The sequence below is a fragment of the Ruegeria sp. ABM4_193 genome, assembly GCF_056158705.1.
The window spans coordinates 3448467-3474146 of record NZ_JBSWTT010000001.1 but is presented as its reverse complement, the minus strand read 5'-3'; the positions used below and the strand labels follow the sequence as shown (position 1 = coordinate 3474146).

Below are 25680 nucleotides of genomic sequence, written 5' to 3'. Positions count from 1 at the left end.
CATGACGATCTGGAACCTCGGCTCGATCAACGCGGATATGGTTTATGACCTGCCGCATTTGCCTGCGCCGGGGGAAACTCTGGCCGCCCTTGGACTGGACCGGTTTCTGGGCGGCAAGGGGGCCAATATGTCGGTTGCAGCGGCACGGGCGGGTGCGCGTGTCAGCCATATTGGCGCTGTCGGCCATGATGGGCGCTGGGCGAAAGACCGATTGACTGAATATGGCGTGGATACGCGTTATATTTCAGAGGCAGATGTACCAACCGGGCACGCGATTATTGCCGTGGATGCTGAGGGCGAAAACCTGATCATCCTGTATCCCGGTGCCAATCATGCGTTAGAGGTCAGCGATCTGGGACAAGCTCTGTCGTCGGCAAGCACGGGTGACCTGCTGATCCTGCAGAATGAAACCAACGCACAGGTTGAAGCCGCGCAGTTGGGGCACCGGATGGGATTGACCGTGTGCTATGCCGCTGCTCCGTTTCAGGCCCAGGCGGTAAAGGCGGTTCTGCCTTATCTGGATTTTCTGATCCTCAACGAGGTCGAGGCTGACCAGCTACGTCAGGAAACCGGGTTAAATGCCGCTGACCTGCCAGTGCGGCACGTGATTGTCACGCTGGGTTCAAAAGGCGCGCGGTATTTGCAGAATGGCAGTGATCCGGTCGAGTTCGAAGCGCACAAGGTGCAGGCCGTCGACACCACGGGGGCGGGCGATACCTTCACCGGCTATGTACTGGCAGGCATGGATCGTGGGATGCCGATGGAACAGGCTATTCTGCAAGCAAACCGCGCCGCGGCCCTGATGGTCACGCGGCACGGAACGGCTGATGTTATCCCCGATTTGAAAGAGGTGCGCGACGCGTCCTTTGACTAAGATCCGACAAACGGTGCGTCAGAACCCCAAAGCTGTTTGACGCGCGCGTCACGGCCGCAGGCTTTGCGGTAAGCTTTGTACGCGCTGTGCTGTCGCTTGGGCCCAAAGCGGGTCAAGATCAGTTTGTTCCCCTTGTAGTAATCCTGATGATACGCCTCGGCTGGGTAAAAAGTTCCTTCGCTGAGGATTGGTGTTACCACTGTCCGGCCCAAGGCCCGCTGCGCATCTGCTTTTGCCTTCTCGGCCAAAGCTTTTTCCCCTGTGTTAGAGACGAATATTGCAGTGCGGTAGCTATCACCGCGATCGCAGAATTGACCCCCGGCATCTGTGGGGTCGACCGAGCGGAAGAACATGTTCAGAAGCGTTTCACGTGAGACTTGAGCCGGATTGAACGTGATCTGAACCGCCTCATAATGGCCGGTTCCTCCTTTTGAGACCTGATCATAAGTGGGATTTGCTGATTTGCCGCCGGTATAGCCTGAAACAGCCTCGATGACGCCGGGGACAAACTCAAAATCAAATTCAACGCACCAGAAACATCCTCCGGCTACTGTCAGAGTTTCTGTTCCTGCCGCCGGCGCGGGCAAAGCGCGCAACATCGCCGCCAGTGCGATCAGCGTGAACAGAAGGGCTGGTTTAAGCGTGTCGAGGTAAGCAGTCCGTGTCATGTCAGGTCTCCTTTCACGACCAAGGTGACCCGACATGGATCAACATGCAATTGCCTGACATCCCATGTCACGCGCTGGTGAGGCGAGTTTATCAAATTCAGCCAAGTCCGAAGAAACCTTGTGTATCGCAGTCAAAAGACCTTTTCTGAGATGTGGTGATGCAAGGTTGGATTCAGGATCGATGACACAGGAGATGCAGGTTTCGACGCGCGTGCTGGTCATAGTTGCGCCCAGCTTCAATATGGCGGCCACCATGGCGTTCATAGATCCGTTTCGCGCCGCCAACTATCTGGATGGAAAGCCTTATTTCAAATGGGACTTCGTATCAGAAGCAGGTGGTTTCTGTGTGTCCAGCAACGGTGCTGGCATCGAAACTCAACCGCTTGACGCGCTTTCGTTCACCGAGGCCGACATTGTCATTGTATCTTCCAGTTGGACACCGGAACGGCACCTGACGTCTAAACTGGGAACAACTTTGCGCCAACTTGCCCGCAGCGGCGCGACTTTGGGCGCTTTGGATACGGGTGCCTTCATACTGGCGCAGGCAGGGCTGTTAAATGGGCGGCGCGCCACCGTTCATTATGAGCATATCGATGCCCTGCAGGAGCTTTATCCAGGGATTGAGGTCGTTGAGAATCTCTATGTTATGGACGGCAATCGGCTTACGTGTTGCGGTGGGTCTGCAGCGACCGACTTTGGGCTACAAATCCTTCAGGGGATACATGGCAGCGCCCTTGCCAATGCAGCGGCCAGATACGTGTTTCACGACCGTTTACGCGGCCCGGCAGAGCAACAGCAGCCACAAGGTAATGAACCTTTGGGAATAACGGTTCCTGCCAAGCTAAAGATGGCGATTCAAGTAATGGAGGCCAATCTGGAGGAACCTGTACCGGTTCCCGAGATTTGCAAACGCGCGGGAATCTCTCATCGCCAACTGGATCGGCTGTTCGCGACTTACATCAAGAAAACGCCCGCGCTTTACTATCGTGACATTCGCTTGGATCGGGCGCGCGGCCTGGTCACGCAGACCGAGCTTCCCATTGCAGAGGTCGCCCTGGCGTCAGGTTTTTCCAGCCCCGTGCATTTCAGCCGGGCTTATAAGGAAAGATTTGGCCTGCCCCCGACGCGCGACCGGGTCGAGGGTAGGGTTCCATTCGAGTTCCGCGCCTGGCCGATGCATCGCAAACCTAAAGACTAGCGGCATCACGATCATCAATTTGGCTAAAATAGAAAATAATCAGGCGGAAAAAGTTAAGTAGCCGACAAAGACTCAGAAGATCATACGCACCACACGTCAATCCTTGGGGCAAAGCCTGCCCCTGAGCTGTGGAGCCACCCATGAGTCAGCTGCCGTCCAAAACCCAGTTCGAGCGGATTTCCGATGGTTTTAGCACCGATCCCTTCAATACCAGTTCCCTGAAGGCCGAAGCCTATGTCGATCCGTCCTGGTATCAGGTCGATCAAAACGAAGTGCTAGCCAAGACATGGCAATGGGTGTGCCACGTTGAAAAGCTGCGCGCTCCGGGGTCATACACAACCGTCGAAATCGCCGGACGTCCGATTGCTGTCGTGCGCGACCGCGAGGGCACATTGCGTGCGTTCTATAATGTCTGCAAACACCGCGCCCATCATTTGCTATCGGGCGAGGGCGAAACCACACGCATCATGTGCCCGTATCACGCATGGGTTTACAAACTGGACGGCCAATTGGTGCGCGCGCCCGAGACCGAGAACCTGGCTAATTTTAAAACATCGGATATCTGCCTGGACCAAGTACAGGTCGAAGAGTTTGCGGGGTTTATATACGTCAACGTAGACCCTAACGCAGCACCTTTGCGCGAAGTTTCCGGGAATCTGGAAACCGAAATCTGCCATTGGGCACCCGATATCGAGCAGCTGACATTTGGTCACCGCCTGACCTATGACATCAAGTCGAACTGGAAGAACGTCGTCGACAACTTCCTTGAATGCTATCACTGCCCGACAGCGCATAAGGATTTCTGTGATCTGGTCGATATGGACACCTACAAGGTGACCACATACGGCATCTACTCCAGCCATATGGCCGAGGCGGGTAAGGGTGCTAACACCGCTTATGACGTGTCCAATGCCACAGTACGAACCCATGCAGTTTGGTGGTTGTGGCCCACGACATGTCTGATGCGCTACCCGGGGCGGTCTTCGATGATCGTGCTGAATATCATCCCGATGGGTCCTGACCGAACGCTCGAAACCTATGATTTCTTCCTTGAAACCCCGGAGCCTGATGAGGCCGAGCTGGAAGCAATCCGGTATCTTGATGAGGTTCTGCAACGCGAAGACATCGACATTGTCGAAAGCGTACAACGCGGGATGAGCACCCCGGCCTTTACGCAAGGTCGGATCGTGCATGATCCTAATGGTTCGGGCAAATCAGAACATGCGGTGCATCATTTCCACGGGCTTGTACTGGATGCATATGCAAAGGCCGCACCGTGACACGGCCGAACATCGTTGTGATTATGGCCGATCAACTGGCGCCGCATTTTTGCGGCGCGTACGGCCATCCAACGGTCAGGACCCCAAACATCGACGCGCTTGCCGCGCGCGGGATGCGATTTGACGCAGCCTATTGCAACTCACCCCTCTGCGCGCCGTCCCGATTTGCGTTCATGTCCGGGCAGCTGATCAGCCGGATCGCTGCTTTTGACAACGCCAGCGAGTTTCGCGCCTCGGTCCCGACCTTTGCGCATTACCTCAAGGCGCTGGGCTACCGCACCTGCCTGTCGGGCAAGATGCATTTTGTTGGGCCGGACCAGAAACACGGGTTTCAGGACCGTGTGACCACCGACATCTACCCCGCCGATTTTGCCTGGACCCCGGACTGGGAAGCCCCGGACGAGCGGATCGATAAGTGGTATCACAACATGCAAACCGTAAAGGAAAGCGGTGAGGCGGTCGCCACCTTCCAGACAGACTATGATGACGAGGTCGAATTTGCCGCGCGCCGCTGGTTGATCGACAGGGGCCGCGATCGGGCGGCTGGGGACAATGCTCCGTTCTGTATGGTGGCCAGCTTTATCCATCCGCATGACCCCTATGTCGCCAAGCCCGAGTGGTGGAACCTGTATTCCGACGCAGACGTCCCGATGCCGGAATTTACACTAACGCCCGAGGAACAAGACCCGTTCTCACGCCGTGTGATGGATGGGATCGAGGCAAGCTATGTCCCTCTGACCGAGGAAGAAATCCGCCGCGCGCGTCGCGCTTATCTGGCCAATGTCAGTTACTTTGACAGCAAGGTCGGCGCGATGGTCAAAGCCTTGGAAGACATCGGTGCGTTAGACAATACCATCGTCATCATCACCGCAGACCACGGCGATATGCTGGGTGAGCGTGGGTTGTGGTACAAGATGAATTTCTTTGAACACTCGGCTCGTGTGCCGCTGATCATGGCGGGTCCCGGTGTTGCCAAAGGCTGTGCTGCCAACGCCTGTTCCCTGCTCGATCTTCTGCCGACATTCGTGGATATCGCCGGCGGTTCTGACGCGATCTTCGGGGAACCGATTGATGGCCGATCCTTGATGCCTCTTGCGCGCGGAGAATCTGACCCTGTGGATGAAGCCGTCGGCGAGTATTGCGCCGAGATGACGCCTTATCCGGTGTTCATGATCCGGCGCGGGCCGTTGAAGTATATTCACTGCGACCCGGACCCACCTCAGCTTTATGACCTGTTCAGGGATCCGTTGGAAAAGGTGAATGTGGCCGATGACCCGGCTTACGCTGAACAGTCCGCACAGTTTGCTGAAGACGTGGCGCGACGTTGGAACAGCGAAAGCCTGCGTGCGGATGTCATTGCAACGCAAAAGTCCCGGCGCACCTTGCACGCCGCGATGGAGGCGGGTGCCGGAGAGGCCTGGGATTACACCCCGCCACGAGATGCAACGCAGGAATATGTGCGCAATCACATGGATTGGATGGTTGCAGCGACTCGCTATCGCTATCCGCCATTGAAGGAGACCAAAGAATGATGCTGGACGGCAAAACAGCGCTTGTAACCGGTGGGCGCGGCGGGATCGGGCGCGCGATCGTGGCACGTTTTCTGCGCGAGGGCGCACGGGTTTATGCGGCTGATCTGACGCCCGAAGGATCCTTGTCAGCCCATGATGACGACGGCAGCATCTTTGTGAAACTGGACGTCACGCAAGAAGCTGATGCGATTGCCGCGATGGAACAGGTTGGTGCGGAAGCTGGCCAATTGGATGTTTTGGTTAACGCCGCTGGCATCGAGATTGAAAAGACGATTGAACAGACAACGCTAGAGGAATGGAACCTGTCCTTCGCTGTGAATGTCACGGGTACGTTTTTGACCTCAAAACATGCATTGCCGCTGTTGCGCAAAGGGGCCGCGTCGGGAACGTCAGCCTCGATCATCAATTTCGGGAGTTACGATGGGTACATTGCGGACCCTGGCCTTGCCGCCTATTGCGCGACCAAAGGTGCGGTTCATGCCTTGACGCGTGCGATGGCGTGTGATCACGGGCCGGAGGGTATTCGCGTGAATGCCATATGCCCCGGCTATGTCGACACACCCATGTTGCAGAGCTTTTTCACCGGCGATGGCTCGGGTGGCGGCGGCAAGACCATCGACCAGTTGCAGCAGGCCGTGCGCGAAGTGCACCCGATGCGCACATATGGCACGCCCGACGACATCGCCAATCTGGTGAATTGGCTGGCTTCTGACGAGGCGCGCTATGCAAGCGGTCAACTTTGGGTTCTGGACGGAGGGCTGAGCGCGCAAGTCCAGCAGATGAAGCTATGAGCAAACCGGTTATCATTACATGTGCTCCAACCGGTGGGATTCATACACCGACCATGTCGGAGCACTTGCCCATCACGCCAAACGAAATCACCGAGGCCAGCATCGGTGCCGTCGAGGCCGGGGCTTCGATCATCCATCTTCATGCCCGCAATCCGGAAAACGGTCGACCAGATCAGGACCCTGACCTTTTCATGCAGTTCCTGCCCCGCATCAAGCAAGCAACCGGTGCTGTGATGAATGTCTCAACCGGTGGCGGGTTGGGCATGACCCGCGAAGAACGCCTGCGTGCGGCACTACGGGCCAGCCCCGAAATGGCCAGCATGAACATGGGCTCGATGAACTTCGGCATCTTCCCGATGATGCAGAAATATTCAGGCTGGAAACATGACTGGGAACCCGAGTTTCTGGACATGACTCGCGACTTCATTTTCCGCAACACGTTTGCCGATATCGAATATGCGATGAAGGAACTGGGTGAAGGTCACGGCACGAAGTTCGAGTTTGAATGCTACGATCTGGGGCACCTCTACAACCTGGCTTGGGTGGTAGATCAAGGCTGGGTGAAACCGCCGTTTTTCATCCAGATGGTGTTTGGCATTCTGGGTGGCGTGGGGGCTGATCCCGACAACCTGATGCACATGCACACAATTGCCGAAAAGTTGTTTGGAAACGGCTATGAATGGTCGGTGCTGGCCGCAGGTCGCCACCAGATGGCCTTCACGACACAGGCTGCGATCCTTGGTGGCAATGTACGGGTTGGGCTGGAAGACAGCCTTTACATCGGGCCCGGCGAAAAGGCGAAGTCCAACGCTGATCAGGTCCGCAAGATTCGCTCAATCATCGAAAATCTTGGCCTGACGGTCGCAACGCCGGACGAGGCCCGCCAACGGCTGGGTCTGAAGGGCAACGACCAGACAGCTTTTTGACGGGGGACGACATGCAGACAAAGATGCTGATTAACGGAGAGATGGTAGAAGGTCAGGGCGATGCTCTGCCCGTTCTGGATCCATCTACCGGTGAAACCGTGGCCCATGTGCCCGAAGCGACGCCTGAGCAGATCGAAGCTGCAACGCGTGCTGCCCATGAAGCCTTTGACGCCTATCGGCTTGTTTCGCCTTCCGAACGGTCGGGATATCTGCACGCGATTGCGGATGTAATGGAAGAAAACATCGATGAATTGGCCGAGTTAGAGACGCTTGATGTTGGCAAGCCATGGCCGATGGCCCGCGATGAAGAGATGCCTCTGACCATCGACACTTTCCGCTTCATGGCCGGTGCCTCACGCACGATGAGCGGGTCGGTGGCCGGAGAATACGCAGCGGGCCACACGTCAATGATCCGCAAGGATCCGATTGGCCCAGTGGCTTCCATCGCGCCATGGAACTATCCGCTTATGATGGCGGCATGGAAGATCGCTGCGCCCCTGGCGGCAGGTTGCACCATTGTTATGAAACCGTCCGAAATCACGCCGCTGGCCACGCTACGGCTGGCAGAGTTGCTGGCAGATGTATTGCCCAAAGGTGTGTTGAACGTGGTCCATGGTCGGGGCATGTCGGTTGGTGACAGCCTGATCAATGACCCACGGATTGAGGGCATTTCAATCACCGGCTCACCTGCGACCGGAATGGCCGCGATGCGGGCGGCATCCAACCAGATCCGCCATGTGCATCTGGAACTTGGGGGCAAGGCGCCGGTTATCGTGTTCAATGACGCTGATATCGACGCCGTGGCCGAGACGATCCGATACGGTTCGTTCTTCAACGCAGGTCAGGATTGCGCTCAGCCCTGTCGGGTGATGGTGCAGGATGATGTATACGACAAAGTGGTTGCTGCCGTCGCTGATCAGGTTGGTCAGATCAGGATCGGTGCGCCAAAGGCCGAAGGCACAGAAATGGGGCCTATCGTATCAACAGCCCAACGCGACCGGGTCGCCGGATTTGTCGATCGCGCCCGCAGCAGCGCTGAAATCGCCGTAGGCGGCAAGGTTGGTGAAGGGGAAGGGTTCTTCTATCAGCCGACCGTCGTCGCAAATGTGGATAATAACGCTGAGATCGCGTGTAGCGAGGTGTTCGGCCCGGTCGTGACTCTGTCGCGATTTACCGAGGCGGACGAAGCCCTTCGGATTGCAAACGCGGGGCGGTACGGGTTGGCGTCGTCTGTCTGGACCAAGGATATCTCGACCGCGATGAAAATGACGGCGCAGCTGCGGTACGGCATGACCTGGGTGAATACGCACGGAATGCCAGCGGCGGAAATGCCCTGGGCTGCGATGAAAGGGTCTGGCACGGGTTGTGACATGTCGGTTTATGCGCTGGATGCGTACACGTCTGTGCGCCATGTGATGGTGGCACACTGATGCGGTTGGCTGGGAAAAGAGCGCTTGTGACAGGTGGGCGGCAAGGCATTGGTCGCGGAATAGTCGAAGCCTTTTGCCGTGAAGGCGCAACAGTGACGACATGCGGGCGCGGGGCGCGGCCCGATGGGCTGGCTGACGACATCATCTGGTATCCGCTGGATGTCACGGACACGGACGCCGTCGAAGCGTTGGCCGAAGCCACAGATGGCACCGACATTCTGGTGAATAATGCTGGTGTGCAGGTTGAAAAGACTGTTCCAGACAGCTCGGATGCGGATTGGGACGCTGTGATAGGCACCAATTGCAAGGGCGTCTTCAATATGTGCCGGGCTTACATACCTCGGATGGATGAGGGCGCTGCGATCATTAATATAGGTTCTATTTCGGGGAATATCGCCGATCCGTCCATGGCGCTTTACAACGCGTCCAAGGCATTTGTGCATGGCTTGACCCGTTCTATTGCGGTCGATCACGGGCCAAAGATCCGCTGCAACGCAATTTGCCCCGGATGGATTGAAACAGGAATGCTGGACGCCGGGTTCGAGCTGGCTAACGACCCCGACGCCGCGCGAAGGGATGCAATCGCCCGCCATGCGGCGCGCCGCTTTGGCAAGCCCGAGGATATCGCGAGTATGGCGGTCTGGCTGGCGTCAGATGAGGCAAGCTTTGCGACAGGTCAGCTTTTCACCGTGGATGGCGGCATGACGGCAGCTTCACCTTTGAACCCGGGATTGTTCTGATGGAAATACAACACACGGCCTGCTTGGGCGGAGGCGTCATTGGTGCCAGTTGGGCGGCGCTTTTTCTTGCATCCGGGCGTTCTGTTGCCCTTTTTGATCCTGACCCGGACGTCGAAAAGAAAGTACGCCAGTATGTAGAAAATGCATGGCCGACACTGGATGCCTTAGGTCTGACGGGCAACGGAAACCCGGACGCCATCACGTTTCATTCCAGCGCTGCTGCCGCAGTGGCTGATGCGGGATTTGTTCAGGAAAACGTGCCTGAGCGTTTGCAGATCAAACATGCAACCTTTGCCGAGATTGAGCCAGCTTTGTCCACGGGCGCGATCGTCGCCAGCTCTGCATCGGGTCTAACTCTGGGGCAAATGCAGCCCGGCTGGTCTGACCCGTCGCATTTTGTGTTAGGGCATCCCTTCAATCCACCGCACCTGATACCGCTGGTTGAGGTGATGGGGAATGAAAAAACCGCCGATGGCGTCGTTGACGCGGCGCAGGCGTTTTTTGAAAGCGTGGGCAAGACCACGATCCGGGTCAATAAAGAGGTGCCCGGCCATGTTGCGAACCGGCTGCAAGCCGCGTTGTGGCGTGAAGCCATTCATCTTGTGGTGTCGGGTGTTGCGTCGGTCGAAGATGTGGACAAAGCCGTCTGGGCAGGACCGGGTGTCAGGTGGGCGGCGATGGGGCCGACCATGTTGTTCAATCTCGGCGCGGGGGAAGGTGGGTTGAAGGCGTTCTGCGACCACTTTACCGATACGTTCAACGGCTGGTGGGACGATCTGGGTCAGGTCTATTTAACAGATGAAGTCGCTCAGCAACTTGCTGATGGTGTGAAAGATGAGGCCGCAGGGAAAACCCAAGCCGAGCTATCCGGGCAACGGGACGCTTTGATCCTGGCGATGCAGAAATCTATTGCAGATTTGCGCTGAACTTAGCCCAACAGTTGACCCAGTTTCATCGCGACGCCCATATTGCCCGAGATCTTGAGCTTGCCCATAGCGACACCCGTCATCGGGTTTAGTTTCCCGGTCAGCAGCTTGGTCAGGTTGTCTTGTGAGATACGGATGGTGCAATCCGTGTCCTGATCCTGCGTCGTGGCCTGATTGTCGGCCAGAACAATCACCCCGTCTGCGCCACAGTCGAATTTCAACGAGCCATCAAAGGTTTTGCCGTCTAAGCCCTTTTGAATTCCATCAGCGATGTCTTGAAGCATCCGGGTTCCTTTCGCAGTTTCCGAATGCGTAAAGGGTCAGACGGCGCGCAGGCAAGGCTGACCCAACGGGAGCTTGGCTTTATGACGCACCAAGTATCTGGGTTGTCCGATCACAGGCTTGACCATCGTAAAAGGCGTCGAGAACGGCCTGAAATTCGACCGGAGCATCCGCGACAGAAGAAAACAGCGTCATCGAAGATCGCAACTTCTTTGCATCAACCCCACCCAGGACGTCAGCCGCATCTCGCCCTTTGTGCAATAGCATCAGCGACGCCGCTTCTGTCAGCCGACGGCGCAGTTCGGGGTGGGCCAGATAGCTCGTTGCCTCGTCCAGATCTTCGATGCCGTAAAGCTGCGCCATATGGGATTGGCCCAGCTCGGCCAGTTGCGGAAACACAAACCACATCCAGTGGCTGGTTTTCTGCCCCTGTTTCAATTCACGCAGGACATCGGCCCAAACCGTGTCCTGCGCCTCGATGAACATATCGAGTTCGTCGTCGGTATCTTCGTCGTCGATCACTTGGACAAACGCTTGTCGCGTGCGGCCAACAGTTTCAGGCGCAGGGCGTTCAGCTGGATGAAACCGGCTGCGTCTGTCTGATCGTATGCGCCAGCGTCTTCCTCAAAGGTCACGTGCGCCTCAGAGTACAGCGAGTGATCCGACCAGCGGCCCACGGTCGAGGCCAGACCTTTGTACAGTTTCACACGAACGGTGCCGGTGACGTGCTCTTGCGATTTGTCGATGGCGGCTTGCAGCATCTCACGCTCGGGCGAATACCAGAAGCCGTTATAGATCAGCTCGGCATATTGCGGCATCAGCTGGTCTTTCAGGTGCATCGCGCCGCGGTCCATGGTGATGGATTCGATCCCGCGATGCGCTTCCAGCAGGATGGTGCCGCCCGGTGTTTCATAGATGCCGCGCGACTTCATGCCCACGAAGCGGCCTTCGACCAGATCCAGACGGCCAATGCCGTGCTTGCCGCCATATTCGTTCAGCTTTGTCAGGATGGTGGCCGGGCTCATTGCCTCGCCATTGATGCTGACCGCGTCGCCTTTTTCAAAGCCGATCTCGATGAACTCGGGCTCGTTTGGCGCATCCTCGGGGTGGACGGTGCGCTGATAGACATAGTCGGGTGCCATATCGGCAGGGTCTTCCAGAACCTTACCCTCGGACGAGGTGTGCAGCAGGTTCGCATCGACCGAGAAGGGCGCCTCGCCGCGCTTGTCCTTGGCAATCGGGATCTGGTTTTGTTCGGCGAACTCCAGCAGCTTGGTGCGGCTGGTCAAGTCCCATTCACGCCAGGGGGCAATGACCTTGATTTCGGGGTTCAGCGCGTATGCTGCCAGTTCGAACCGCACTTGATCGTTGCCCTTGCCGGTCGCGCCGTGGGCCACGGCATCGGCGCCGGTGGCTTCGGCGATCTCAACCAGACGTTTCGAGATCAGCGGGCGCGCGATGGACGTACCCAGCAGATACAGCCCTTCATACTGCGCGTTGGCGCGGAACATTGGGAACACGAAGTCGTGTACAAATTCTTCGCGGATGTCCTCGATATAGATGTTCTCGGGCTTGATCCCCAGCAGCTCGGCCTTCTGGCGTGCGGGCTCTAGCTCTTCTCCCTGACCCAGATCGGCGGTGAAGGTCACGACCTCACACCCATACTCGGTCTGCAGCCATTTCAGAATGATCGAGGTATCAAGGCCACCGGAATAGGCCAGAACAACTTTCTTGGGCGCGGACATCTGACTTCCCTTTATGCGTAGAACGATTGGCCCCTAGCGGGTTTTGAACGCGGGGGCAAGCTGTGTGGATTGACGCAGAGCGGGAATTAAGGTGAAACATACGCAATTAAAACAATGTTTGGTTGAAGGGGCAGTATTCGGATGTGGGGATGGCAGATTTTTGTGCATTCGGTGCGGATGGTTTTTGGAAATCTCAAGCAGGTGCTACAGATCACATTTGGTCCTGCGTTGATTGCCACCGCGTTGATTGTCGCATTGTTCATGGTGTCAGGCGTTCCGCTGGAAGCGTTTGAAGCAGAAACGGGAGAATTGCCGCCCGGCACGTCGCCTGGCTCTATCCTGCTTTTGGTTTTTGGGCTGATTGCGGTGATCTTTGTAACCATGTTCTGGATTGCGGTGTCGTGGCACAGGTTCATTCTGCTGGAAGAGTATCCCAACGGTATATTGCCAACATTCCGTTCTGACCGAATTCTCGCATATTTCGGGCGCGCTATATTGCTTGTACTATTGATGGCAATCGCGTGGCTTCCGGGTGGCGTGGTTCTCGGCACTTTCGTTCAAAGTTCGTCTGTTCTCGGAATTCTATTGCTTGTGGCATATCTGCTGTTTCTGGCCGTTTGCTTGTATCGGCTTTCCATTATTTTGCCCGCAGCAGCTATTGGCAGCCCCATAACACTTGGCGAAGCTTGGAAAAACACAGCAGGAACTGCCGGTGCGATTCTAGTCCTGCTCATCGTAGCCTTTCTGTTTCAGTTTGCTGTTCAGCTTGTTTTTACATTGCTGGCCTTCATTCCGGTTCTGGGGATATTGCTGACCGTGTTTTTCGGCACGCTTATCCTTCCGATGATCAATGTCAGCATTTTTACAACCATGTACGGCGTGTTCATCGAAAAACGCGAACTCTCCTGACCCGCGTACACATATGTATTCCTTGCCCTTAACGCGGTGATGCGGCAGTGAAACGGTCATGACTGATTTCATGACCCGCGCCCGCGCCGCCGAACAGGCGATGCGCTCTGTGTTTCCAGCAACGCCGTTGCAGCGGAACGCCCATTTGTCCGACCGTTATGGTGCGGACATCTGGCTCAAACGCGAAGACCTCAGCCCGGTGCGGTCGTACAAGATCCGGGGCGCGTTCAATGCGATGCGCAAGCAGCAGGGCCAGGATCTGTTCGTTTGTGCCAGTGCGGGTAATCACGCGCAGGGCGTGGCGTTCATGTGCAAGCATCTGGGGGTCAAAGGCGTGATCTTCATGCCGGTCACGACGCCACAGCAGAAAATCCAAAAGACCCGAATCTTTGGCGGCGACAATATCGAGATTCACCTGACCGGCGATTATTTTGATGACACGCTGGCTGCTGCCCAAGCTTGGTGCACACAGCAGGGCGGGCATTTCCTGTCACCGTTTGACGACCCGGATGTAATCGAAGGTCAGGCCTCATTGGCGGTTGAGATCGAAGAGCAAATGGGCGGTGTACCGGATCATGTCGTTTTGCCGGTTGGTGGTGGCGGAATGTCCTCCGGCGTGGCGACGTGGTTCGGGGATCGCAGTCATTGCTTGTTTGTCGAGCCCGCTGGAGGCGCGTGTCTGCGTGCTGCCTTGGCGGCAGGGCATCCCGTTGCGCTGGATCATGTGGATACCTTCGTCGATGGCGCGGCGGTCGGACGAATTGGTGAGAAGCCGTTCGAACTGCTCAAGTCACGGCATCTGTCGGATGTGCTTGTCATGTCCGAAGACCGTATCTGCGCCACCATGATTGAAATGTTGAATGTTGAAGGCATCGTGCTTGAACCGGCTGGAGCTTTGGCGATTGAGGCGGTGGGTGACGTCCAAAGCTTTGTGCGCGGCAAGACGGTTGTCTGTGTGACGTCCGGCGGGAATTTCGATTTCGAACGTTTGCCCGAGGTCAAAGAACGCGCGCAGCGCTATTCCGGGGTAAAAAAGTACTTCATCCTGCGCTTGCCACAGCGTCCGGGTGCGTTGAAAGAGTTTCTGGGCATTCTTGGCCCCGAAGATGACATCGCTCGCTTTGAGTATATGAAAAAATCAGCGCGCAATTTCGGCTCGGTCCTGATCGGGATTGAAACCCGTAAGCCTGAAAACTTCATGCGCCTGTTTGCGCATCTGGACGAGGCCGGGTTCACCTATACCGACATCACCGAAGATGAGACACTGGCGCAGTTTGTAATCTAACTCAGGTTTTCGCACAGCTCTGATACGAATTTGAGTTTCGAGCTTTCAAAAACGGCTAACAAAGCTGGCAAATCAACCTCCGCTCCCTGTCCTGCGGCAGCCTGCCGTTCGCCGTCCTGGCAGAGTTTCGAGAACTGATCGAAGCCAAGGCTGAGCGCACTTCCCTTCAGAAAATGCAGGTTTTGTTCCAATTCGATCCGGTTGGTGTCGTGATGCAGGCGCGCAATGACCTCTTGCACCTCTTCCAGAAAAATCTCGACCACCTCGTCAAATTCATTCGGGCCAACTTCGTCCCGCAATTGCCTGACTCTGTCCCAGTGGATCATGATGCGCTACCCGTCGACCAATCTGTAAGGTTCTGGGTAAGCCACGGCTGGTAAAAGCCCAGTTAACGGCAATGTCTGAACGTGAGTCATGTCTTCACCGGATGTTAAACCCGCGAAGGCTAGGGTCGCCCTGACCGGTCAATCTCATGAGAGCAGAGGGTAAATGGTGCCAGGGGCGAGTCTTGAGGACACCAGATCAGATCTGGACTTCGGCGCGATCCGCAAGGTGCTGGTTGTGGATGACAGCCGTTTGCAGCGGCGCATCCTTGTGGCTTCGCTCAGAAAATGGGGCTTTGACGTAGTCGAGGCTGATACCGGCGAGGCCGCGTTGGAGCTGTGTCGGACAGACCCGCCCGACCTTGTGCTCAGCGACTGGGTTATGCCGGGGATGAGCGGGCTGGAGTTCTGCTGCGCATTTCGCGCTCTGGAAACGGATCAATACAGCTATTTCATCCTGCTGACGTCCAAAAGCGAAAAGCAAGAGGTGGCACGCGGTCTGGATGCCGGGGCGGATGATTTTCTGATCAAACCTCTGGAAGCCGACGAACTCCGGGCGCGCATTTCCGCCGGGGCGCGAATTCTGGACATGCAGCGCGAGCTTTCGCAGAAAAACCGCCTGATCGAATCCGCGTTGGAAGAGCTGAAACTGGCGCATGACGCGATCGACAAGGATCTGATGCAGGCGCGTAAGATTCAGGAATCTCTGATGCCCGAGCTATCGCGAGATTTTGGCAACTCGCGCGTCAGCCTTTTGCTAAAGCCATGCGGCCATATTGGCGGCGATCTTGTTGGCATGTTCTCGCCCGGTGTGAATCGGTTGGGGTTCTACAGCATTGATGTGTCCGGCCACGGCATCACTTCGGCCATGATGACGGCCCGATTGGGTGGCTATCTGTCCAGCAAGCACTTTGACCAGAATGTTGCGATGGAACAGCGGTTCAACAAGTTCTACGCGCTCTTGCCGCCCGAGGATGTCGCCAAAACGCTCAACTCCCGCCTGATGGCAGATACGGGGATCGAAGAATATTTTACGATGGTCTATGCCATTGTTGACCTGCGCAACGGGCTTATGAAGATGGTGCAGGCCGGGCATCCGCACCCCCTTTTGTTACGCAAAGATGGCAGCAGTGAATTTCTGGGCGATGGTGGTTTGCCCATAGGCTTGATCGAGGATGCGGGCTTCCATCAGATCGAAACGAAACTGCAACCCGGGGACAAGCTGTTGTTGTATTCTGACGGGTTTACCGAATGCCCTCTGGCAGATGGCGGCCTGTTGGATGAAGGCGGTTTGCAAGAAATGGCGCAAAACTGTGTTTCAGAAAATGGCGGGTCCGAGTTTCTGGATGACATGTTTTGGCGACTGACCCAGGTCATGTCGCCCAAAGAAGGAATCGGCGATGACGTTTCGGCCGTGTTCTTCGAATATAACGGCCCTTAAAGCGACCAAAGATGCAACTTGGCAAAATGTCGGTCACCGTCATTGCCAAGCTTTACCACCGCATCTGACGCATCTATCCATCGTGCTTCGTGAAACGCCTCGGCTGGTGGTCCGATGCGGCGGACGGGACGCGCGCGATAGATCATGCAGACCTTTTCCGCCCACAGATCGTATTCGGGCATATACGCGTAGCGGCGAAAGGCGCCAACGCGACGTGGGTTGGCAACCAGCCAACCGGTTTCTTCGTAAACCTCGCGATGCAGGGCCGTGATTGGCGATTCGCCCGGATCAATTCCTCCGCCCGGCAGTTGCAGCTCTGGGTTGAGACCGTCGTCATACCATGTCACCAGCAATGATCGTCCACGAGGCAAAAGCACGTACACGCCGGGTCGTTGCGTGTATTTCTGCCCTGCCTGAGGGGTTTCGCCAAACCGTCTGATCATGTATGGCCCCTTAAAACCCAATCTGTACGACCTATATGGTGCCGGTATGCCAACCTGTGGCGTGTAAGGAAACCCCATGTCTCTTGGAACAAAAATCGCGTGGGACGATACCGTCCTGCCCTTTCAACTTGATGCATCCGACATGCGCGGCCGCGTGGCCCGTTTGGATGGCGTGCTGGATGGCATCCTGAAGCAGCACGACTATCCGCCGCAAGTCGAAGCGCTGGTGGCTGAAATGGCTTTGCTGACCGCGTTGATCGGCCAGACCGTTGCGTTGCGCTGGAAGCTGTCGTTGCAGGTGCAGTCCAAAGGGGCGGTGCGCATGATCGCGACCGACTATTACGCGCCGCAGGAAGAAGGCCAAGCCGCCCAAATCCGCGCATATGCCAGCTTTGACCGAGACCGGCTGACCGACGCGGCACCTTTTGATCAGGTGGGCGAGGGGTATTTTGCCATCATGATCGACCAGGGCGAAGGCACGCAGCCGTATCAGGGCATCACGCCGCTGGCGGGTGGATCGCTGAGCGCATGTGCCGAGGCGTATTTCGCCCAGTCTGAGCAGTTGCCGACGCGGTTTTCGCTGAGCTTTGGTAAATCGACCGAGCCCGGCGTGGGCGAGCATTGGCGCGCCGGCGGCATCATGTTGCAGCACATGCCCAAAACGTCGCCCTTTGCTGCATCGGGTGAAGGTACGGGTGAGATCCTGACCGCCAGCGATCTGGTAGACGGCGAAGAGGGTGAGAACTGGGGCCGCGTCAATATCCTGCTGGATACTGTCGAGGATCTGGAAATGATCGGCCCTTCGGTTGCGCCGACCGACCTTTTGGTTCGCCTGTTCCATGAGGAACAGCCGCGTGTCTATGACGCGCAATCGGTACAATTCGGGTGCACCTGTTCCGAGGACCGGGTGCGTCAAAGCTTGTCGATCTATTCGGCGAAGGACATCGAAAAGATGACAACGCCTGAAGGTCTGGTCACCGCTGATTGCCAGTTCTGTGGTGCGCATTACGTGCTGGATCCGGCAACTGTGGGCTTTGAAGCTGAAGACAGCAAAGGTGCATGATCCGGTTGAAAAGATCCGGGCGGCCTTGCGCCGCCCCGGTCACGGGTCCAGCGACTTTGACCTGAACCCTGACACTGTTTTGCCACCCGGGCGGCGGCTGCGCCCTGCCGGTGTTCTGGTGGTAATCTCTCTGGCTTATGAAACGCCTCGGGTGCTTTTGACCAAACGGTCCTCAGCCCTGAAGCATCACCCCGGTCAGATCGCATTTCCGGGCGGTAAGCAGGATGAAAGTGACGCCGACGTAACCGCGGCAGCCCTGCGCGAGGCGCAGGAAGAGATTGGGCTGCCCGTTGACCAGCCCGAGGTTTTGGGGTTTCTGCCCATGCATGAAACGGTCACCTCTTTCAACGTCACCCCTGTGGTCGCAATCGTGCGAGACACATTCAAGCCTGTGCCCGAGCCCGGCGAGGTGGACGAGGTTTTCTCGACCCCTCTTGCCCATCTTCTAAATCCCGAGAATTATCTGATTGAGTCGCGTCGCTGGCGCGGTCAGAAACGCAGATACTACGCAGTTCCGTACGGCCCTTATTATATTTGGGGCGCGACGGCCCGCATATTGCGCGGGCTTGCAGCACGGGTGAATGAATGATGCAGATAAACGAGCCTTGGGTCAGTGAACCAGCGACCCAACTGGTGTGCGCCGCCCTGACTGCATCTGGTGCGCAGGCACTTTTTGTGGGTGGCTGTGTGCGCAACGCGCTTTTGGGCGCACCTGTCTCGGATATCGATATTGCCACCGACGCGCGACCCCAGCAGGTTGTTGAGATGGCGCAGGCGGCGGGGCTCAAGGCTATTCCAACGGGTATCGATCACGGAACGATCACGGTCGTCAGTGCCGGTATCCCTCACGAGATCACTACTTTCCGACGTGACGTGGAAACCGACGGGCGGCGCGCTGTTGTTGCGTTCTCTGATCACGTCGAGGAAGACGCGGCCCGGCGCGATTTCACCATGAACGCGATCTACGCACGGCCCGATGGCGCAGTGTTAGACCCGCTTGGTGGATTACCCGACCTACAGGCACGTCGGGTTCGGTTCATTGGAACGGCAGAGAATCGTATCCGCGAAGATTATTTGCGCTCGCTTCGCTACTTCCGCTTTCATGCCTGGTATGGTGACGCGGACGCTGGATTTGATCCCGACGCTCTGGCCGCAATTGGTGCCAATCTTGATGGGTTGAAATCACTGTCGCGCGAACGGGTCGGGGCGGAACTGCTGAAACTACTGGCAGCGCCCGATCCTGCCCCTGCCATTGCAACAATGCGCAGCACGGGTGTCTTGGCACAGTTGTTGCCGGGTGCAAATGACCGATCCCTTTCGCCTCTTGTCGCCCTCGAACAAGCCGCAGGTGCTGATCCCGATCCGGTGCGACGGCTGGCAGCCATTGCCATGCCCGAAGACGCAGCGACATTGCGGTTGAGCCGTTCGCAGCTGCAACGTCTGACCCGGATGCGAGAGGAGGCACAAGCCACCACCAGCGTGGCCGAGTTGGGCTATCGCTATGGCGACGAAGGCGGTTTGCACGAGACCCTTCTGCGTTGCGCTTTTTTGGAACAACCTTGGTCCGAAGACCTGAGGCATGACTTACATACAGGAGCGGCTGCCCGTTTCCCGATTCAAGCCAAGGATCTGATCCCCACCTTCACAGGACCAGCGCTGGGCCAGAAATTGGCCGAGCTTGAAAACCGCTGGATCGCGTCTGGCTTTGCGTTGTCGCGCGAGGAGTTGCTGGCAAGTTAGCGCTAAGTCTCAAAAGGGGATGACAAACCAACACGTTTGTGGTTACGTGCGACTGTCACATGGATGGAGGACTGCGAATGTATTACGGGATCTGGTTCGGCTAAAGCCAGGACACTTGCCCCGTAAAGGGTGGTGTTCAGGCGCCATTCTTCTTCGCACGTCTAAATTTTTGCTCAATCGGAGCACTCTCCATGTTTCGCTATTTCGAAAATCTCGTTGACCCTTTTGTCGCCTACAAAGAGACCGACACGCCACCAACCAAGTTGTGGCCGTTCATGTTGGATTATTCGCGGCCTTTCGTCCGGGTGTTTGTCTGGGCCACGCTGCTATCCATTGTTGTGGCGGGGGTTGAGGTCGGTCTGATCTATTACATGGGGCGCGTCGTAGATTTGCTTGTCGGCTCTCCCACCGAAGTCTGGCAGAACCACGGGACCGAATTGCTGCTGATGGCGGCGTTCATCCTTCTGTTGCGGCCGATTCTGCACGTTCTGGATGTGCTGGTGATCAACAATGCGATCCTACCTCAATACGGCACGCTGTTCCGCTGGCGGGCGCATAAACACGTTTTGCGTCAGTCGGTCAGTTGGTTTGAAAACGATTTTGCCGGGCGGATTGCCAACCGGATCATGCAGACACCGCCTGCCGCAGGTGAGGTGGTCTTTCAGGTCTTTGACGCGATTTCCTTCTCGCTGGCTTATCTGATTGGGGCTTCTGTCTTGCTGATGGCCGCCGATCCGCGGCTTCTTTTGCCTTTGGTTATCTGGTTTGCGCTATATGCGGTGTTGGTCCGATGGGCAATCGTGCGTGTTGGTCCGGCGTCCAAGGCGGCATCTGATGCACGTTCGACTGTGACGGGGCGTGTGGTCGACAGCTACACAAACATCCATTCGGTCAAAATGTTCGCGCATGCGGATCAAGAAATGACTTATGCCCGCGAGGCAATCGAAGAAACCCGCCGAACCGTGCAGGTTGAGATGCGGATTTTCACCATTATGGATGCGTTTCTGGTCACTCTGAACGGCTTTTTGATCGTCGGGGTAGTTGGTTGGGCGATTGTGCTTTGGATGCAGGGCCAAGCCTCGGTTGGCGTGGTCGCGGCTGCAACCGCGTTGACCTTGCGCCTAAATGCCATGACCGGATGGATCATGTGGGCGCTGACCAGCCTGTTCCGCCAGATTGGCGTCGTTGCCGAGGGGTTGGAGACGATTGCCCAGCCGATCCAGTTGCTAGACGCGCCTGATGCCAAGTCGCTAACGCTGAACAAAGGCGAGATCGAAATCCGCGACCTGTCGCACCATTATGGCCGTGAAGCCGGTGGTCTGGACCATATCAACCTGACCATTCAGCCCGGCGAAAAGATCGGTCTGATCGGGCGGTCTGGTGCTGGTAAATCGACTCTGGTTAAGCTGCTTTTGCGGTTTTATGACGTCGAACGCGGTGCGATCCTGATTGACGGGCAGAACATCGCTGATGTCACGCAAGACAGCCTGCGCAGTCATATCGGCATGGTTCAGCAGGACAGCGCTTTGCTGCACCGGTCGGTGCGGGACAATATCCTTTATGGCCGCCCTGATGCGACCGAGGATCAGATGATAGAGGCCGCCAAGCAGGCCGAAGCGCATGACTTCATCCTTGACCTGCAAGATCCCCAGGGACGCACCGGGTACGATGCGCATGTTGGTGAGCGTGGTGTAAAGCTGTCCGGCGGGCAGCGGCAGCGCGTGACACTGGCGCGGGTGATCCTGAAAGATGCACCGATTTTGTTGTTGGATGAGGCGACATCCGCCCTAGATTCCGAGGTTGAAGCGTCAATTCAGGAAACCCTTTACGGCATGATGCAAGGCAAAACCGTGATCGCCATTGCGCACAGGCTCAGCACGATCGCGCAGATGGACCGTATTCTGGTCATGGACGGTGGCCGTATCGTTGAAGAAGGCGCGCATTCCGATCTTCTGGCGCAGGGCGGCCTTTACGCGCAGTTCTGGGCGCGGCAATCTGGCGGCTTCATGAATCCGGAGGCCGCGGAATGAGGGTTGCTGACCTCATCCAACCGTTCAAAACCACTGAAACGCCCCCACCACAGACGTTGGGGGCGTTCATTCGCTGGAGTCTGTCCGGGGCCTGGCCGATGTTGTTTGTTGCAGCCTTCTTCTCGGCCACAGCCGGTGCAATGGAGGCTGGCACGGCCTGGATTTTGGGTCGCGTGATTGATGTGGCAACGTCCAGCGGTCCCGAACAGTTTCTGACCGCGCAAAACATGTGGATGATTTTCGGCGCGGTTGTGTTCTTTATGCTGGTGCGTCCGATCTTGTTTGGCCTGTCGTCCTTGTCGAACAACTACATCGTTATGCCCAACATAACCCCTTTGGTGTTGGCCAAGCTGAACCGTTGGACGCTGGGCCAGTCGGTGACATATTTCGACGATGATTTTGCTGGGCGCATTGCGCAGAAGCAGATGCAAACGTCGAACGCGATGGCTTCCGTCGTGTCGGAAACGATCAGCGCGATTGTGTTTGCTTTGGCGTCTTTGGCAGGATCTTTGCTTTTGTTAGGGTCTATTCACCCGCTTGCGATGCTGCCCTTTGCCGCTTGGTTAGTTGTCTATTTTATGCTGGTCCGTTGGTATCTGCCGCGTATCCGAAAACGTTCAGCCGCACGGGCCGGGGCGCGGGCTATGGTGTCGGGGCAGGTGGTCGATACGATCACCAATATCAAGACTGTAAAGCTGTTTGCGCATTCCGCTTTCGAAGATCAGGCTGCGCGCGACTCGATGGTGGAACTGCGTGAACGATCGCTGGATTTTGGAAAACTGTCCGCCAGTTTCCGGTTCATCCTGATGACGCTGGCCGGGGTACTGCCCGTGCTGCTGTTGGGCGCAACGCTATGGTTATGGCAACTCGGTATGGCCACTGCAGGGGATATTGTTGCGGCCGGGGCGGTCTCAATCCGCATCGCGCAAATGACGGGTTGGGTCAGTTTCACGCTGATGGGTCTGTATGCCAACGTGGGCGAAATCGAAAACGGGATGAAAACGCTGGCCAAGCGGGACCGGGTCGAAGACGCGGGGGGCGCAAAAGAACTGGAAGTGCACGACGGATCTATTTCGTTCGAGCATGTCAGTTTTGCATATGGTCGGGATGTTGGTGGCGTCATCGATCTGTCCCTGACCATAAAACCCGGTGAAAAGCTGGGTATTGTTGGCGCTTCAGGGGCGGGGAAATCGACGCTCGTGTCCTTGCTGCTTCGACTCTATGACAGGGAAGATGGCGCTATTTGTATTGACGGGCAGGACGTGTCGCAGGTGACACAAGACAGCCTGCGCCGCCAGATCGGTATGGTCACGCAGGAAACGGCGATGTTCAACCGTTCGGCGCGCGAAAACATCCTGTACGGTCGCCCGGATGCGTCCGAGGATGATATGATAACCGCCGCAAAAAAGGCCGAGGCACATGAATTCATCCTCAGCCTTGAGGATGCCAATGGTCGCCAAGGCTATGACGCTCATCTGGGCGAAAGGGGTGTAAAACTCAGCGGCGGGCAGCGTCAGCGGATCGCTTTGGCCCGTGCCATTTTGAAGGACGCGCCGATATTGGTTCTGGACGAAGCGACCTCGGCGCTGGATTCCGAGGTTGAAGCCTCGATTCAGACCGCGCTGCATCGGGTGATGGAGGGTAAGACCGTTCTGGCCATTGCGCACCGACTGTCCACCCTCAGCGAGATGGATCGGATCGTTGTTCTGGACCAGGGGCGGATTGTCGAAAGCGGAACGCATGAGGCGCTGCTGGATCAAGGCGGGCTTTATGCGCGGTTCTGGCATCGTCAATCAGGCGGCTTCATTCAGGCGGAAGCTGCGGAATAAGAACCTTTGCGGTTTTCTTAACCACACCGTATCGGAATGCGCATTCGACCGGAGGGAGAGGCAGCGTATTGTGATTCAATGCAAGCGCAAAATGCCCTAAGGGGTTTTGTTGACTTGAAAGCCCGGCTATCAGGCCCTTCATGACGCAGCAATTCACAATCACACGGCTCGGTCATCAGGGCGATGGTATTGCCGATGGTCCCGTCTACGCCCCGCGCACCCTGCCCGGTGAGGTCGTAAGCGGCACTTTGACGGGTCAAGTGCTGACCGATATCCGGGTGGAAACGTCATCCGAAGATCGGGTCAAAGCGCCGTGTCGCCATTACAAAGCCTGCGGCGGGTGTCAGTTGCAGCATGCCTCTGACGCCTTTGTGGCCGATTGGAAGCTTGAAATTGTGCGCAACGCCTTGGCCGTGCAGGGTCTGGATGCACAGATGCGCCCGATCCACACGTCACCCGAACAGTCGCGCAGGCGTGCAACGGTTGCTGTAAGACGAACAAAGAAGGGCACATTGGCCGGGTTTCATGGTCGCGCGTCGGACACGATCACGGAAATCCCCGACTGCCGGTTGCTTGATCCCGAGTTGATCGCAGCCATTCCTGTGGCCGAGGCGCTGGCCGTTCTGGGAGGAAGCCGTAAGGGTATTCTGGCGGTGACGCTTACACTCTCCGAAGGGGGATTGGATGTAGCCGTCAAAGGCGGCAAACCATTGGACGGGCCGTTGGAACTGGCACTGGCTCAAGCGACAGAGAAACACGGTTTGGCGCGGCTGAGTTGGGATGATGAAGTGATCGCCATGCGACAAGCGCCGCTTCAACGTTTTGGAACGGCTGAAGTCACACCGCCACCCGGCGCGTTCCTGCAGGCGACAAAGGACGGAGAACAGGCTCTATTACAGGCTGTTTCAGAGGCTACACAGGGCGCCAAGCGCGTTGTCGATCTGTTCGCAGGTAGCGGTACGTTTTCCCTTCCCTTGGCCCAAACTGCTGAAGTTCATGCTGTGGAAGGCGAGTCCGCCATGGTTCAGGCATTGGATCAGGGTTGGCGCAAGGCGCATGGTTTGAAGCGCGTAACGACTGAGGCCCGCGACCTGTTCCGTCGTCCATTGATGCCCGATGAGTTGAAGGCGTTTGACGCGATCGTGTTGGATCCACCCCGTGCCGGAGCCGAGGCGCAGGTGGAAGAGCTGGCCAAAGCCAAGCGCCCGGTGATTGCTTACGTTTCGTGCAACCCGGTGAGCTTTGCGCGGGACGCGAAAATCCTTTTTAACGCAGGCTACACCCTTGAATGGGTACAGGTCGTTGACCAATTTCGGTGGTCGTCACATACGGAACTTGCTGCGCGGTTCGTCCTGAACGCCGCATCTTGACCAGACAGGAGAACGCGACACATGGGCGTCAAACAGCGCTTGCTGACCATCATCGAAGCCCCGGCTTTCGGACGTTTCATCACGGCTGTCATCATTTTCAACGCGATTCTCTTGGGGATGGAGACGTCGCCCACCCTGATGGAGGCAGCAGGACCGCTGATTGTCACGCTGGACAAGCTGTGCCTTGCGATCTTTGTTGCCGAGATCACGATGAAGCTGATTGCGACCGGGCGCAGGTTCTTTACCAGCGGCTGGAATATTTTCGACTTTCTTATCGTGGGCATTGCACTTGTTCCCAGTGCCGGCAGCTTGTCTGTGCTGCGGGCCCTGCGAATTCTGCGGGTGTTGCGGGTTATCTCTGTTGCACCCCGTCTACGGCGCGTGGTCGAAGGATTCATTTCGGCCCTGCCGGGAATGGCCAGCGTCTTCCTGCTGATGGCCATCCTGTTCTACATCGGTGCGGTGATCTCGACCAAGCTGTTCTCGGTGTCATTTCCCGTTTGGTTCGGTGATCTGGGCCTGTCGGCTTACACCCTGTTCCAGATCATGACGTTGGAAAGCTGGTCCATGGGCATCGTCCGCCCCGTTATGGAGGTTTATCCCTACGCATGGCTGTTTTTTGTGCCATTTATCATGGTCACGACCTTTGCCGTGGTGAACCTGCTGGTCGGTCTGATCGTGAACTCGATGCAGGATGCACATCACGCCGAGGATGAAGTCAAAACCGACGCCTATCGTGATGAGGTGCTGGAACGGCTAGAAAATATCGAACGTCGCCTGACCGAGCAGATGAACAGCAAAAAGTGATTTCCGTTTCTGAAGGTTTTTGGCATATTAATCCCCAAAAAACAGAGC

General features: G+C 56.9%; 25 protein-coding genes. 19 read left to right on the top strand and 6 right to left on the bottom strand.

Annotation, left to right across the window (positions count from 1 at the left end; genetic code table 11):
* Position 1 precedes the first annotated feature (1 nt).
* The gene (locus ACXADZ_RS17405; RefSeq protein ID WP_171092814.1) at positions 2 to 874 is read left to right on the top strand and encodes a ribokinase; all 873 of its coding nucleotides are present in this window, start codon (positions 2 to 4) and stop codon (positions 872 to 874) included.
* Here the strand turns inward: ACXADZ_RS17405 and msrA are convergent.
* Positions 871 to 1542, bottom strand: coding sequence for a peptide-methionine (S)-S-oxide reductase MsrA (msrA, locus tag ACXADZ_RS17400; RefSeq protein WP_475198282.1), 672 nt, complete (start codon positions 1540 to 1542; stop codon positions 871 to 873). The genes ACXADZ_RS17405 and msrA overlap by 4 nt on opposite strands.
* A 181-nt stretch (positions 1543 to 1723) precedes the next feature.
* Between msrA and ACXADZ_RS17395 the strand changes: the two genes are divergently transcribed.
* The 8 genes from ACXADZ_RS17395 to ACXADZ_RS17360 all read left to right on the top strand — a co-directional run bounded on the left by ACXADZ_RS17395 (position 1724) and on the right by ACXADZ_RS17360 (position 10365).
* The gene (locus ACXADZ_RS17395; RefSeq protein ID WP_475198278.1) at positions 1724 to 2740 is read left to right on the top strand and encodes a GlxA family transcriptional regulator; all 1017 of its coding nucleotides are present in this window, start codon (positions 1724 to 1726) and stop codon (positions 2738 to 2740) included.
* Positions 2741 to 2880: 140 nt separating this feature from the next.
* Positions 2881 to 4020: an aromatic ring-hydroxylating oxygenase subunit alpha gene (locus ACXADZ_RS17390; RefSeq protein ID WP_475198274.1), complete on the top strand. Its 1140-nt coding sequence runs from the start codon at positions 2881 to 2883 to the stop codon at positions 4018 to 4020.
* Positions 4017 to 5552, top strand: coding sequence for a choline-sulfatase (betC, locus tag ACXADZ_RS17385; RefSeq protein ID WP_475198271.1), 1536 nt, complete (start codon positions 4017 to 4019; stop codon positions 5550 to 5552). The genes ACXADZ_RS17390 and betC overlap by 4 nt, the downstream gene beginning before the upstream one ends.
* Entirely contained in the window at positions 5549 to 6343 is a 795-nt protein-coding gene (locus ACXADZ_RS17380) for an SDR family NAD(P)-dependent oxidoreductase (protein ID WP_475198268.1), read from the top strand. Before betC ends, ACXADZ_RS17380 begins: the two co-directional genes overlap by 4 nt.
* Positions 6340 to 7269, top strand: a complete 930-nt coding sequence (gene kce / locus ACXADZ_RS17375) for a 3,5-dioxohexanoate:acetyl-CoA acetone transferase (RefSeq protein ID WP_475198265.1) — start codon at positions 6340 to 6342, stop codon at positions 7267 to 7269. The genes ACXADZ_RS17380 and kce overlap by 4 nt, the downstream gene beginning before the upstream one ends.
* A gap of 11 nt (positions 7270 to 7280) precedes the next feature.
* On the top strand, positions 7281 to 8699 hold the full coding sequence (locus tag ACXADZ_RS17370; protein WP_475198262.1) for a gamma-aminobutyraldehyde dehydrogenase: 1419 nt from the start codon (positions 7281 to 7283) through the stop codon (positions 8697 to 8699).
* Complete coding sequence (locus ACXADZ_RS17365) at positions 8699 to 9439, top strand: SDR family NAD(P)-dependent oxidoreductase (RefSeq protein ID WP_475198258.1); 741 nt, start codon at positions 8699 to 8701, stop codon at positions 9437 to 9439. Before ACXADZ_RS17370 ends, ACXADZ_RS17365 begins: the two co-directional genes overlap by 1 nt.
* Entirely contained in the window at positions 9439 to 10365 is a 927-nt protein-coding gene (locus ACXADZ_RS17360; protein WP_475198255.1) for a 3-hydroxyacyl-CoA dehydrogenase NAD-binding domain-containing protein, read from the top strand. Before ACXADZ_RS17365 ends, ACXADZ_RS17360 begins: the two co-directional genes overlap by 1 nt.
* Positions 10366 to 10367: 2 nt before the next feature.
* Here the strand turns inward: ACXADZ_RS17360 and ACXADZ_RS17355 are convergent, their stop codons facing one another.
* The 3 genes from ACXADZ_RS17355 to ACXADZ_RS17345 form a co-directional block, all read right to left on the bottom strand.
* Positions 10368 to 10649: an SCP2 sterol-binding domain-containing protein gene (locus ACXADZ_RS17355; RefSeq protein WP_475198251.1), complete on the bottom strand. Its 282-nt coding sequence runs from the start codon at positions 10647 to 10649 to the stop codon at positions 10368 to 10370.
* A gap of 79 nt (positions 10650 to 10728) precedes the next feature.
* The gene (locus tag ACXADZ_RS17350; protein ID WP_171093348.1) at positions 10729 to 11133 is read right to left on the bottom strand and encodes a DUF1810 domain-containing protein; all 405 of its coding nucleotides are present in this window, start codon (positions 11131 to 11133) and stop codon (positions 10729 to 10731) included.
* 32 nt (positions 11134 to 11165) lie between these two features.
* A complete protein-coding gene (locus ACXADZ_RS17345; RefSeq protein WP_475198249.1) occupies positions 11166 to 12392 on the bottom strand; it encodes an argininosuccinate synthase in 1227 nt (408 codons plus the stop codon).
* Positions 12393 to 12533: 141 nt separating this feature from the next.
* On the opposite strand from ACXADZ_RS17345, the gene ACXADZ_RS17340 reads away from it, so the two are divergent.
* Positions 12534 to 13301, top strand: a complete 768-nt coding sequence (locus ACXADZ_RS17340) for a hypothetical protein (protein ID WP_475198247.1) — start codon at positions 12534 to 12536, stop codon at positions 13299 to 13301.
* A 58-nt stretch (positions 13302 to 13359) separates the two neighbouring features.
* Positions 13360 to 14586: a threonine ammonia-lyase IlvA gene (ilvA, locus tag ACXADZ_RS17335; protein ID WP_475198246.1), complete on the top strand. Its 1227-nt coding sequence runs from the start codon at positions 13360 to 13362 to the stop codon at positions 14584 to 14586.
* On the opposite strand, the gene ACXADZ_RS17330 is transcribed toward ilvA, so the two are convergent.
* Positions 14583 to 14912, bottom strand: a complete 330-nt coding sequence (locus tag ACXADZ_RS17330; protein ID WP_171648187.1) for an Hpt domain-containing protein — start codon at positions 14910 to 14912, stop codon at positions 14583 to 14585. The two genes, ilvA and ACXADZ_RS17330, sit on opposite strands and share 4 nt — an antisense overlap.
* 163 nt (positions 14913 to 15075) lie before the next feature.
* On the opposite strand from ACXADZ_RS17330, the gene ACXADZ_RS17325 reads away from it, so the two are divergent.
* A complete protein-coding gene (locus ACXADZ_RS17325; protein WP_171092842.1) occupies positions 15076 to 16350 on the top strand; it encodes a PP2C family protein-serine/threonine phosphatase in 1275 nt (424 codons plus the stop codon).
* Here the strand turns inward: ACXADZ_RS17325 and ACXADZ_RS17320 are convergent.
* Positions 16347 to 16793, bottom strand: coding sequence for an NUDIX hydrolase (locus ACXADZ_RS17320; protein ID WP_475198243.1), 447 nt, complete (start codon positions 16791 to 16793; stop codon positions 16347 to 16349). The two genes, ACXADZ_RS17325 and ACXADZ_RS17320, sit on opposite strands and share 4 nt — an antisense overlap.
* A gap of 76 nt (positions 16794 to 16869) precedes the next feature.
* Here ACXADZ_RS17320 and hslO point away from each other — a divergent pair, with 76 nt between their 5' ends.
* The 7 genes from hslO to ACXADZ_RS17285 all read left to right on the top strand — a co-directional run bounded on the left by hslO (position 16870) and on the right by ACXADZ_RS17285 (position 25632).
* Entirely contained in the window at positions 16870 to 17856 is a 987-nt protein-coding gene (gene hslO, locus ACXADZ_RS17315) for an Hsp33 family molecular chaperone HslO (RefSeq protein ID WP_475198242.1), read from the top strand.
* Positions 17849 to 18445: a CoA pyrophosphatase gene (locus ACXADZ_RS17310; protein ID WP_475198240.1), complete on the top strand. Its 597-nt coding sequence runs from the start codon at positions 17849 to 17851 to the stop codon at positions 18443 to 18445. The genes hslO and ACXADZ_RS17310 overlap by 8 nt, the downstream gene beginning before the upstream one ends.
* The gene (locus ACXADZ_RS17305; RefSeq protein ID WP_475198239.1) at positions 18442 to 19596 is read left to right on the top strand and encodes a CCA tRNA nucleotidyltransferase; all 1155 of its coding nucleotides are present in this window, start codon (positions 18442 to 18444) and stop codon (positions 19594 to 19596) included. The genes ACXADZ_RS17310 and ACXADZ_RS17305 overlap by 4 nt, the downstream gene beginning before the upstream one ends.
* 191 nt (positions 19597 to 19787) lie before the next feature.
* Positions 19788 to 21626: an ABC transporter ATP-binding protein gene (locus tag ACXADZ_RS17300; protein WP_475198237.1), complete on the top strand. Its 1839-nt coding sequence runs from the start codon at positions 19788 to 19790 to the stop codon at positions 21624 to 21626.
* Entirely contained in the window at positions 21623 to 23455 is a 1833-nt protein-coding gene (locus ACXADZ_RS17295; RefSeq protein WP_475198235.1) for an ABC transporter ATP-binding protein, read from the top strand. Before ACXADZ_RS17300 ends, ACXADZ_RS17295 begins: the two co-directional genes overlap by 4 nt.
* 140 nt (positions 23456 to 23595) lie before the next feature.
* A complete protein-coding gene (locus ACXADZ_RS17290) occupies positions 23596 to 24825 on the top strand; it encodes a class I SAM-dependent RNA methyltransferase (protein ID WP_475198234.1) in 1230 nt (409 codons plus the stop codon).
* A 21-nt stretch (positions 24826 to 24846) separates the two neighbouring features.
* Complete coding sequence (locus ACXADZ_RS17285; protein WP_171670095.1) at positions 24847 to 25632, top strand: ion transporter; 786 nt, start codon at positions 24847 to 24849, stop codon at positions 25630 to 25632.
* The last annotated feature ends 48 nt before the right edge of the window (positions 25633 to 25680 follow it).

Coding starts and splice junctions, on each gene's coding strand:
- ACXADZ_RS17405 (WP_171092814.1), top strand. CDS start 2: ATGACGATCTGGAACCTCGGCTCGATCAACGCGGATATGGTTTATGAC.
- msrA (WP_475198282.1), bottom strand. CDS start 1,542: ATGACACGGACTGCTTACCTCGACACGCTTAAACCAGCCCTTCTGTTC.
- ACXADZ_RS17395 (WP_475198278.1), top strand. CDS start 1,724: ATGACACAGGAGATGCAGGTTTCGACGCGCGTGCTGGTCATAGTTGCG.
- ACXADZ_RS17390 (WP_475198274.1), top strand. CDS start 2,881: ATGAGTCAGCTGCCGTCCAAAACCCAGTTCGAGCGGATTTCCGATGGT.
- ACXADZ_RS17380 (WP_475198268.1), top strand. CDS start 5,549: ATGATGCTGGACGGCAAAACAGCGCTTGTAACCGGTGGGCGCGGCGGG.
- kce (WP_475198265.1), top strand. CDS start 6,340: ATGAGCAAACCGGTTATCATTACATGTGCTCCAACCGGTGGGATTCAT.
- ACXADZ_RS17370 (WP_475198262.1), top strand. CDS start 7,281: ATGCAGACAAAGATGCTGATTAACGGAGAGATGGTAGAAGGTCAGGGC.
- ACXADZ_RS17365 (WP_475198258.1), top strand. CDS start 8,699: ATGCGGTTGGCTGGGAAAAGAGCGCTTGTGACAGGTGGGCGGCAAGGC.
- ACXADZ_RS17360 (WP_475198255.1), top strand. CDS start 9,439: ATGGAAATACAACACACGGCCTGCTTGGGCGGAGGCGTCATTGGTGCC.
- ACXADZ_RS17355 (WP_475198251.1), bottom strand. CDS start 10,649: ATGCTTCAAGACATCGCTGATGGAATTCAAAAGGGCTTAGACGGCAAA.
- ACXADZ_RS17350 (WP_171093348.1), bottom strand. CDS start 11,133: ATGTTCATCGAGGCGCAGGACACGGTTTGGGCCGATGTCCTGCGTGAA.
- ACXADZ_RS17345 (WP_475198249.1), bottom strand. CDS start 12,392: ATGTCCGCGCCCAAGAAAGTTGTTCTGGCCTATTCCGGTGGCCTTGAT.
- ACXADZ_RS17340 (WP_475198247.1), top strand. CDS start 12,534: ATGTGGGGATGGCAGATTTTTGTGCATTCGGTGCGGATGGTTTTTGGA.
- ilvA (WP_475198246.1), top strand. CDS start 13,360: ATGACTGATTTCATGACCCGCGCCCGCGCCGCCGAACAGGCGATGCGC.
- ACXADZ_RS17330 (WP_171648187.1), bottom strand. CDS start 14,912: ATGATCCACTGGGACAGAGTCAGGCAATTGCGGGACGAAGTTGGCCCG.
- ACXADZ_RS17325 (WP_171092842.1), top strand. CDS start 15,076: ATGGTGCCAGGGGCGAGTCTTGAGGACACCAGATCAGATCTGGACTTC.
- ACXADZ_RS17320 (WP_475198243.1), bottom strand. CDS start 16,793: ATGATCAGACGGTTTGGCGAAACCCCTCAGGCAGGGCAGAAATACACG.
- hslO (WP_475198242.1), top strand. CDS start 16,870: ATGTCTCTTGGAACAAAAATCGCGTGGGACGATACCGTCCTGCCCTTT.
- ACXADZ_RS17305 (WP_475198239.1), top strand. CDS start 18,442: ATGATGCAGATAAACGAGCCTTGGGTCAGTGAACCAGCGACCCAACTG.
- ACXADZ_RS17300 (WP_475198237.1), top strand. CDS start 19,788: ATGTTTCGCTATTTCGAAAATCTCGTTGACCCTTTTGTCGCCTACAAA.
- ACXADZ_RS17295 (WP_475198235.1), top strand. CDS start 21,623: ATGAGGGTTGCTGACCTCATCCAACCGTTCAAAACCACTGAAACGCCC.
- ACXADZ_RS17290 (WP_475198234.1), top strand. CDS start 23,596: ATGACGCAGCAATTCACAATCACACGGCTCGGTCATCAGGGCGATGGT.
- ACXADZ_RS17285 (WP_171670095.1), top strand. CDS start 24,847: ATGGGCGTCAAACAGCGCTTGCTGACCATCATCGAAGCCCCGGCTTTC.